The 8,559-nt window shown below is 28.1% G+C and carries 11 protein-coding genes; 6 read left to right on the top strand and 5 right to left on the bottom strand.

Translation table 11 applies throughout. The features are described 5' to 3' along the window. Positions 1–98: 98 nt before the first annotated feature. Genes Q4A58_RS07375 through Q4A58_RS07395 form a run of 5 tightly spaced genes read right to left on the bottom strand, consistent with a single transcriptional unit; the run spans position 99 to position 2,884 of the window. Positions 99–857: an exodeoxyribonuclease III gene (locus Q4A58_RS07375; RefSeq protein ID WP_303117964.1), complete on the bottom strand. Its 759-nt coding sequence runs from the start codon at positions 855–857 to the stop codon at positions 99–101. 18 nt (positions 858–875) lie between these two features. After that, positions 876–1,310 carry a type II 3-dehydroquinate dehydratase gene (aroQ, locus tag Q4A58_RS07380; RefSeq protein ID WP_303117965.1) on the bottom strand — a complete coding sequence of 145 codons (435 nt, stop codon included), beginning with the start codon at positions 1,308–1,310 and terminating at the stop codon, positions 876–878. Then, complete coding sequence (locus Q4A58_RS07385) at positions 1,307–2,095, bottom strand: shikimate dehydrogenase (protein WP_303117967.1); 789 nt, start codon at positions 2,093–2,095, stop codon at positions 1,307–1,309. Before Q4A58_RS07385 ends, aroQ begins: the two co-directional genes overlap by 4 nt. Continuing rightward, positions 2,092–2,349: a chorismate mutase gene (locus Q4A58_RS07390; protein WP_303117969.1), complete on the bottom strand. Its 258-nt coding sequence runs from the start codon at positions 2,347–2,349 to the stop codon at positions 2,092–2,094. Before Q4A58_RS07390 ends, Q4A58_RS07385 begins: the two co-directional genes overlap by 4 nt. After that, positions 2,321–2,884 (bottom strand): toxin-antitoxin system YwqK family antitoxin, encoded by a 564-nt coding sequence (locus tag Q4A58_RS07395; protein WP_303117971.1) that lies wholly within the window; start codon positions 2,882–2,884, stop codon positions 2,321–2,323. The genes Q4A58_RS07390 and Q4A58_RS07395 overlap by 29 nt, the downstream gene beginning before the upstream one ends. Positions 2,885–3,196: 312 nt before the next feature. On the opposite strand from Q4A58_RS07395, the gene obgE reads away from it, so the two are divergent. The 6 genes from obgE (at position 3,197) to rny (ending at position 8,228) form a co-directional block, all read left to right on the top strand. Beyond that, positions 3,197–4,483: a GTPase ObgE gene (gene obgE, locus Q4A58_RS07400; RefSeq protein WP_303117973.1), complete on the top strand. Its 1,287-nt coding sequence runs from the start codon at positions 3,197–3,199 to the stop codon at positions 4,481–4,483. Beyond that, the gene (gene miaA, locus Q4A58_RS07405; protein ID WP_303117975.1) at positions 4,467–5,375 is read left to right on the top strand and encodes a tRNA (adenosine(37)-N6)-dimethylallyltransferase MiaA; all 909 of its coding nucleotides are present in this window, start codon (positions 4,467–4,469) and stop codon (positions 5,373–5,375) included. Before obgE ends, miaA begins: the two co-directional genes overlap by 17 nt. 110 nt (positions 5,376–5,485) lie before the next feature. Further along, positions 5,486–5,875: a hypothetical protein gene (locus tag Q4A58_RS07410; protein ID WP_303117977.1), complete on the top strand. Its 390-nt coding sequence runs from the start codon at positions 5,486–5,488 to the stop codon at positions 5,873–5,875. Between the two features lie 6 nt (positions 5,876–5,881). Beyond that, positions 5,882–6,286: an ATP-binding protein gene (locus Q4A58_RS07415; RefSeq protein WP_303117979.1), complete on the top strand. Its 405-nt coding sequence runs from the start codon at positions 5,882–5,884 to the stop codon at positions 6,284–6,286. 2 nt (positions 6,287–6,288) lie between these two features. After that, on the top strand, positions 6,289–6,636 hold the full coding sequence (locus Q4A58_RS07420; RefSeq protein WP_303117981.1) for an STAS domain-containing protein: 348 nt from the start codon (positions 6,289–6,291) through the stop codon (positions 6,634–6,636). A gap of 23 nt (positions 6,637–6,659) precedes the next feature. Beyond that, entirely contained in the window at positions 6,660–8,228 is a 1,569-nt protein-coding gene (rny, locus tag Q4A58_RS07425) for a ribonuclease Y (RefSeq protein WP_303117983.1), read from the top strand. Positions 8,229–8,559 lie beyond the last annotated feature (331 nt).

The raw sequence follows: 8,559 nt of genomic DNA on the forward strand, positions 1-8,559 counted from the left end.
AACTACATAAAAATTTATTTGATTTTTTCATCAACACCATTTGACACAGAGCCAATTTATTTAAATCATAAATTAGCAATAGCTTTTTTATATGTACTTTATATATTTCTTAAAGTTAGGACAACTGGACAGTGATCTGAACCTTCTTGCTGAGAATGTATTTCAGCAGAAGCTAAGTTGTCTTCTAAAGCATCTGATACAACAAAGTAATCAATTCTCCATCCTGTATTATTTTTTCTTGCATTTGCCCTATATGACCACCAAGAGTAAGCGTGCTCTAAGTCAGGGAAAAAATATCTAAATGTATCAATAAATCCAGAATTTAAAAGAGTTGTAAATTTATTTCTTTCTTCATCAGTGAATCCAGGATTTCTTCTATTTGTTTTTGGATTTTTTAAATCAATCTCTTTATGAGCTACATTTAAATCCCCACATACTATTACAGGTTTTTTATTTTCTAAGGTTTTTAAATAGTTTCTAAATTCATCTTCCCATATCATTCTATAATCAAGTCTAAGTAATTCATCTTTTGAATTAGGTGTATAAACAGTAATCATATAAAATTTTTCAAATTCTAAAGTGATAACTCTTCCCTCTTGATCATGCTCCTCTATACCAATTCCATATGAAACAGCTAAAGGTTCCTTTTTTGTAAAAATTGCAGTTCCTGAATATCCCTTTTTTTCAGCGTAGTTCCAGTATTGATGATAGCCCTTTAAGTCTAAATCTAACTGTCCTTCACTCAGCTTAGTTTCTTGCAAACAAAAAATATCAGCATTTTCAGCTTCAAAATATTCTAAGAATCCTTTTTTTAAGCAGGCTCTTATTCCATTTACATTCCATGATATTAATTTCATTAATTTTTTCTTCCTTTCTTAAATATTTTTTATTAAATACTCTATAGCCAAAATATAGCTAAATTTTCCTAAACCACATATTTGTCCTATACAAGCCCCTGTTATAAGGCATTTTTTTCTAAAATCTTCTCTTTGATGTATATTAGAGATATGTACTTCTATTGTTGGAATATTGACAGCTTTTATTGCATCGAATATGGCAACAGAAGTATGAGTATAAGCTCCAGGATTTATAACTATGGCATCAAATTTATCTTGATAAGCATTTTGAATAAAATTTACAAGCTCACCTTCTATATTACTTTGTAAAAAAACAAAGTTGATGTCTTTAAAGTCTTCATAGTTTTTTATATATTGGCAAAGGTCTTCATAGGTAAAAGAACCATAAATTTCTTTTTCCCTAAGACCTAAGAAATTTAAATTGGGTCCGTTAATAACCATTATTTTTTTCATTTATTTGCTCCCAAAAAGAATTTTTCTAAATAAAATTTTAAATCTTCCCTTAAAGTCATATTAAACTTTTTCTCAAACAGAATTTCATCAGTTTTTATAGCTTGTTCAATAAGCATATCCAAGCCATTTATAGTTTTTAAATTCAAAGCAGAAGCAATTTTTAAAAACTTTGTTTCAAGGGGATTATATATTAAATCTATGGCTAAGGAGAATTTTGAGATAATATCTGAGGGAATAATATTATCATAAATATTGGGATACATACCAACAGGAGTAGTATTGATTAAAATATCTCCAGAAATATTTTCGTCAAATATGACAGGGCTTTTTTTATCAGCTCTAAAAATATAATTAATGTCAGTTGCTCCAAGATTTCTCAAAACACTATCTACAGCTAAACTAGCTCCACCTCTTCCAAGTATATATATTTTTTTATTTTCAACATTTACAGAATTTTTTTTAAGACTATATTCAAAACCATAGTAGTCTGTATTGTCTCCATAAAATTTGCCATTCTTTATATACATAAGATTAATAGCAGTAATTTTTTTTGCATTTTCAGTTATAAAATCTAAAGAATCTATAAATCTTTTTTTATAGGGAATAGTTATATTAACTGCTTTGATATTTTCCTTCAACATATGATTTTTAAAATTGTCAATCTCATTTTCTCCGACTTCAAAAAGCTCATAATTTAATTTTAAATTTAATTTTTTATAGATAAAATTATGTATTAAAGGGGAGAAAGAGTGAGATAAATTCTTGCCTAAAAGTCCAATTCTCATTCCGATTGAATCTCCTTACTTATATCCATTAAAGTTTGAAAAAATTTCTCAATATATTTCTTATTTAAAATTTCTTCATTTTCAGTATAAATATTGATAATTTCTCTTTCTCTTTCAGGATCGAAGATAGGAATAGAATTTTCTTTTTTTACTTTTCCCATTTTTTTAGAAATTTCCATACGTTGTTTAAAAAGTTCAAGAAGCTTCCTATCTATTTTATTTATTTCATTCCTGAGAAGATTTATCTCTATCATTATATATCTCCATTTGAATTTGTTCTAACCTTCTAGTGAAATCGCTATGCATCATTTTTAAAATAGGCTTTTCATTTTCATCAAAAGCTATTATTTCTCCATTTGAATTATTTAAATAGTGACTTAGCTTTCCATTTTCGTCGTAGTATTTCCAGATATCTACCATCTCACCGTTTATTATTTTACCTGTGCTTATTAAAACACCTTTTTTATCGTAATTTCTTATTATGGCCTCTTCATTTGCAGAGAAAGAATTAAAGGAAACAGTAGCTTTTATTTTTCCATCTTCATAGTAAAATTCCCAAATTCCGGTTTTTCTATTGTTCGTATAAAATTGTTTAGACTTTAAGTTACCATTAGGATAATAAAAATTTTTTGTATTTTCATTATTTGAATTAAAAATTCTAAAATTATTTTTATTGAGAAGTTGTTTTATATTATTTCCCAAAAGTCCTCCAGCAATTAAAGTTGAACTAAGAAGTAAGAAAACTGATAAATTGAATAAATGTTTCTTATAAAAAAATTTTTTTCTCATAGCACCCTCCGAAATTATTTTAGCATTTTTTTACTATATAGGAAAGTATAAATTTGATATGCTTTTTTTAGTTTTGAGAACTTTAAGCATTTAATTTTTAAACAGTGTTAAAATGATATTAACAGATTGAGCTGAGATTTTCAATAAATAATTATTATTAATAATATTAAAGTATAGGGGAAATTTTAAAATAAAATATGGTATAATATAAAAACTAATATTATTTTGATTAAATTTATACTGGATAAAATATTTTAGAAAAATAAAAAATTTTAAATTGAAAATAGAATAATAAAAAAGAGGAGCATATAAATGTTTATAGATGAAGTAGTTATAACTGTCAAAGCTGGGAATGGTGGAGATGGCTCAGCAGCTTTTAGAAGGGAAAAATTTGTTCAATTTGGAGGACCAGATGGTGGAGATGGCGGAAAGGGAGGAGATATAGTTTTTCTTGCTGACTCCAATATAAATACTCTGATAGACTTTAAATTTAAAAAACTATTTAAAGCACAAAATGGGGAAAATGGTCAAAAAAAACAGATGTATGGAAAAAAGGGTGAAGACTTGATAATAAAAGTTCCAGTTGGAACACAGGTTAGAGATTTTGCTAGTGGGAAGTTGATACTTGATTTAAATAAAAAAGGAGAAAAAAGAGTTCTACTAAAAGGTGGAAGAGGTGGCTATGGAAATGTCCATTTTAAAAGCTCAGTTAGAAAAACTCCAAAGATAGCTGAAAAAGGTGGGGAGGGAGCAGAAATAAAAGTTAAACTGGAATTAAAGCTTTTAGCTGACATAGCCTTAGTAGGTTATCCATCTGTTGGAAAATCAAGCTTTATAAATAAGGTTTCTGCAGCTAACTCCAAGGTTGGAAGTTATCATTTTACAACTTTAGAGCCTAAATTAGGTGTGGTGAGATTGGAAGAAGGGAAGTCTTTTGTTATTGCTGATATTCCAGGCTTAATAGAAGGAGCACATGAAGGAGTGGGCTTAGGTGATAAATTTTTAAAACATATAGAGAGATGTAAACTGATTTATCATATAGTTGATGTAGCTGAAATAGAAGGCAGGGACTGTATAGAAGACTTTGAAAAAATAAATAATGAACTTAGAAAATTCAGTGAAAAATTAGCTGGGAAAAAACAAATTGTTATAGCTAATAAGATGGATTTACTTTGGGATATGGAAAAATTTGAAAAATTTAAAAATTATTTAGCTAAGAGAGGTATAGAGGTATTTCCTATTTCAGTAATTTTAGATGAGGGATTAAAAGAGGTTTTGTATAAAAGTTATGAAATGCTTGCTAGCATTGAAAGGGAGCCTTTGGAAGAAGAAAATGATATAAGCTCTGTATTAAAAGAATTAAAAATAGTTAAAGAAGATTTTGAAATAACAAGGGATGATAATGGCATAATAAATGTTGGTGGAAGAATAGTCGACGATGTTCTTGCAAAATATGTAATAGGTATGGATGATGAATCTCTAGTAAACTTTCTTCATATAATGAGAAATTTAGGAATGGAGGAGGCTCTTATAGATTTTGGAGTGGAAGATGGAGATACTGTAAAAATTGCAGATGTGGAGTTTGAGTACTTTGAATAAGGGAATAGTGATAGCAGGACCAACGGGAGTTGGAAAAACTAAAATTTCAATAGAGCTCGCTAAAAAGTTAAAAGCAGATATCATATCTGCTGACTCAGCACAAGTATATAGTGGTTTAAATATTGGAACAGCTAAGATAGCTGAAAGCGAAAAAGAGGGAATAATTCATCATTTGATAGATGTAGTTGATCCAAATTCTAAATATAGTGTTGGAAATTTTGAAAAAACAGTCAGCGAGCTACTGAATAAAAATAAAGAGAAACCTTTTTTGTTAGTTGGAGGTACAGGTCTTTATATAAGTTCTATTACAGAAGGTTTATCTCAATTACCTTCAGCTGATGCAAGGATACGAGAGAGTTTATCCAAACAAGATGTGCAAGTTATTTATGACTTATTAGCAAGGCATGATGAAGAAGCGGCTAGAGAGATTCATATAAGTAATAGAAGAAGATTGGAGCGTGCTCTTGAAGTTTACTTACTAACAGGAGAAAAATTTTCTGTTCTCTCTAGAAAAAATGTAAAAAATAACAACTTTTCATTTTTGAAAATTGTATTGGAAAGAGATAGAGAAAATTTATACGAAAGAATAAATAAAAGGGTTGAAATAATGTTTGAACAAGGTTTGGAAGAAGAGGTTAGAAACTTGTATAAGCTCTATGGAGAAAATTTGTATAATTTAAATATAATAGGATATAAGGAAGTCATTGCATATATAAAAAAAGAAATTAGCCTTGAAAGAGCAAAATATGAAATAAAAAGAAATTCAAGACATTATGCAAAAAGGCAATTTACTTGGTTTAAAGCTGATAAAGATTATAAATGGATAAATTTAGATAAAATTTCAGAAGAGGAAGCTATTCATAGAATATTGACTTTTTATGAAGAAATGTAAGAATATTTTATGCTATATATGCACAAAAAATAAAAAAAGACTTATTGAGGAAAGTTCACTTGATAAAATAGGTATAATATGGTATTATTTATAAATAGGAGTATGTATTTATGAGTAAAAAAATAATGATTTTGATATTCACAATTTTTATGGTTGCTTGCTCCAATAGAAATGTTCAAAATAATTTTTCAGAAAATCAGTTAGAAAACTTAAATAATTTTACTCAAGCTATAAAAGAAAATTTAAGTGTAAATAATTATGAATATCTGAGAAATAATACAGATAAAAGTATAAGAAATAATAAAATATTAGAAGAGATAGAGAAAATAAATTTCATAGGGCTTAGTTTATTTATGTCCAAAATAAAAATAAGGGAGAATACTCCTTTCTCAATTCTTGGAATTAATATAGGAGAGGATACTTTTTATTTTGAACTTATGTACAATTATGATTATCATAGCAAGAAATGGTTAATTTATAAGGTGAACGAGAGAAGGTGATGTTTTTTGAAAAAAACAAAAAATAAAATAAAAATTTGTATTCCTTCATACCTTGAAAATTTAACTATTGCAAGAGCTATGGTTAGAGTTTATCTCAAAGGGCATAATATCAATGAAACAGATACGGTACAATTGCTTGCTGTACTGGATGAGTTAGCAACAAATGCTATAGAACATGGTTATGGTTACAGTGATAGAGGAGAGATAAAGATAGTATTAAATATTTTTGAAAAAACTGTTTTTTTAACTGTTGAAGATAATGGAAAGGGTTATGAAGGAAATCAAGACAGTAAGGAAGATGGAGGATTTGGATTGTTTATTGTTAAAAAGTTAGTAGATGTTTTTAAAATTGAAAAGAAAACTAAAGGGACTATCTTTAAAATTGAAAAAAAGCTTAGGGAGGCAGTATAGTTATGGGAAATAATTTTGAAATTTTAGAAAAAATGAAAGATGATGTACAAATAATAGAAATTATTGGAGAATTAGATGCCCTTGTTGCTCCTAAATTAAAGGAAACATTTAGTAAATTAATAGAAAAAGATGTTATTAAGTATGTAGTTGATTTTAAAGGTCTAGTTCATATTAACAGCTTGGCTATGGGAATTTTAAGAGGGAAATTACAAACAGTCAAAGAATTAGGAGGAGATATTAAGATAGCAAATCTTAATAGTCATATAAAGACTATATTTGAAACAATTGGATTAGACGAAATATTTGAGATTTATGCAACTGAAGAGGATGCTATAAAAAGTTTTAAATAATTATTGTCTGGAAGGAATAGGAAATGAGTTTAATATTAATAGTAGGAGTAGTAGCACTTTTAGCATTTGCTATTATATTTTCAGTTATCTATAAAAAATTTATAGTTGATAGACAAATTGAAAAGTTAAATGACCTTGAAGATGAGGTTCAAAAAGCTAAAATTAAAGCTAAGGAAATACTTGAGGAAGCTGAAAAAGAAGCTAATTCTAAAGCAAAAGAGATAGAAATAAAAGCAAAGGAAAAAGCTTATCAAATAAAAGAAGAAGCCGAAAAAGATGCTAAAAATATGAAAAATGAAATTGCTCAAAAGGAAGCAAGGATAGTAAAAAAAGAAGAGACTTTAGATAATAAAATTGAAAAAATAGAAAATAGAAGTTTAGAACTAGAAAAAATTAGTGAAGAACTGGAAGAAAAAAGAGAAGAAATAGAAGTGTTAAAAAGAAAAGAGGAAGAAGAATTAACTAAGATTAGTGAGTTAACTAGAGAAGAAGCAAGAGATATTTTATTGAATAAACTTAAGGGAGATTTGAGCCATGATATGGCAATAACAATAAGAGAGTTTGAAAATAAAATAGAAGAAGAGAAAGAGAAGATAAGTCAAAAGATACTATCAACTGCAATAGGAAAGGCAGCAGCCGACTATGTTGCAGATGCTACAGTTTCTGTTATAAATCTACCTAATGATGAAATGAAAGGTAGGATAATAGGTAGAGAAGGAAGGAATATAAGAACAATAGAAGCTCTGACAGGGGTTGATGTAATTATAGATGATACTCCTGAAGCTGTTGTTTTATCTTGTTTTGATGGAGTAAAAAGAGAAGTGGCAAGAATGACTATTGAGAAATTAATTACAGATGGAAGAATCCATCCAGGAAAGATTGAAGAAATAGTCAATAAATGTAAAAGAGATATTGAAAAAGAAATAGTACTTGCAGGAGAAGAAGCTTTAATAGAGTTATCTATACCGACAATGCATCCTGAAATAATAAAAACTTTAGGAAGGCTAAAATATAGAACAAGTTATGGGCAAAATGTTTTAACTCACTCAATAGAAGTTGCAAAAATAGCTTCAACTCTAGCTGCTGAAATTGGCGCAGATGTAGAGCTTGCAAAAAGAAGTGGTTTACTTCATGATATAGGAAAAGTTCTTGTAAATGAAATAGAAACATCTCATGCAATTGTTGGAGGAGAATTTATAAGAAAATTTGGTGAGAAACAAGAAGTTGTTAATGCGGTTATGGCTCACCACAATGAAGTGGAATTTGAAACAGTTGAAGCTATACTAGTTCAGGCTGCCGATGCGGTTTCTGCATCAAGACCTGGAGCAAGAAGAGAAACTTTAACAGCTTATATAAAAAGATTAGAAAACTTAGAAGAAATTGCAAATTCTTTCCAAGGTGTAGAATCATCTTTTGCAATCCAAGCAGGAAGAGAGCTTAGAATAGTGATAAATCCTGACAGAGTAAGTGATGATGAAGCAACAATAATGTCAAGAGAGGTTGCAAAGAAAATAGAGGATACTATGCAATATCCTGGTCAAATAAAAGTAACAATTCTAAGAGAAACTAGAGCTGTAGAATACGCAAGATAATTTACAAAAAAGTCATTTGAAGAATAAGATTCAGATGACTTTTTAATTAGTTATATAGAAGATGATGTTGATGAAAAGAGTTTTCATTGACATCATTTTTTGGTTCTATGGCAAATATTACTGATGAAAAATTAAAATTCTCTTTATTTTTTTTAAATAAAAAACAAATAAAAAAAGAGAAAACTTAGCAGAAAAGTATTTAAAAAATGTAAAAAATGTTATATAATATATCGATGTTTATAAAAAAATATGTTTTCTATTAGAGGAGTGAAGAAGATGAAAAAAATTATTACAATAGGTGCTATTGTATTATCAGTAGCTACTTATGCAC

It is taken from the genome of Fusobacterium sp. (assembly GCF_030528405.1).
Classification (GTDB): domain Bacteria; phylum Fusobacteriota; class Fusobacteriia; order Fusobacteriales; family Fusobacteriaceae; genus Fusobacterium.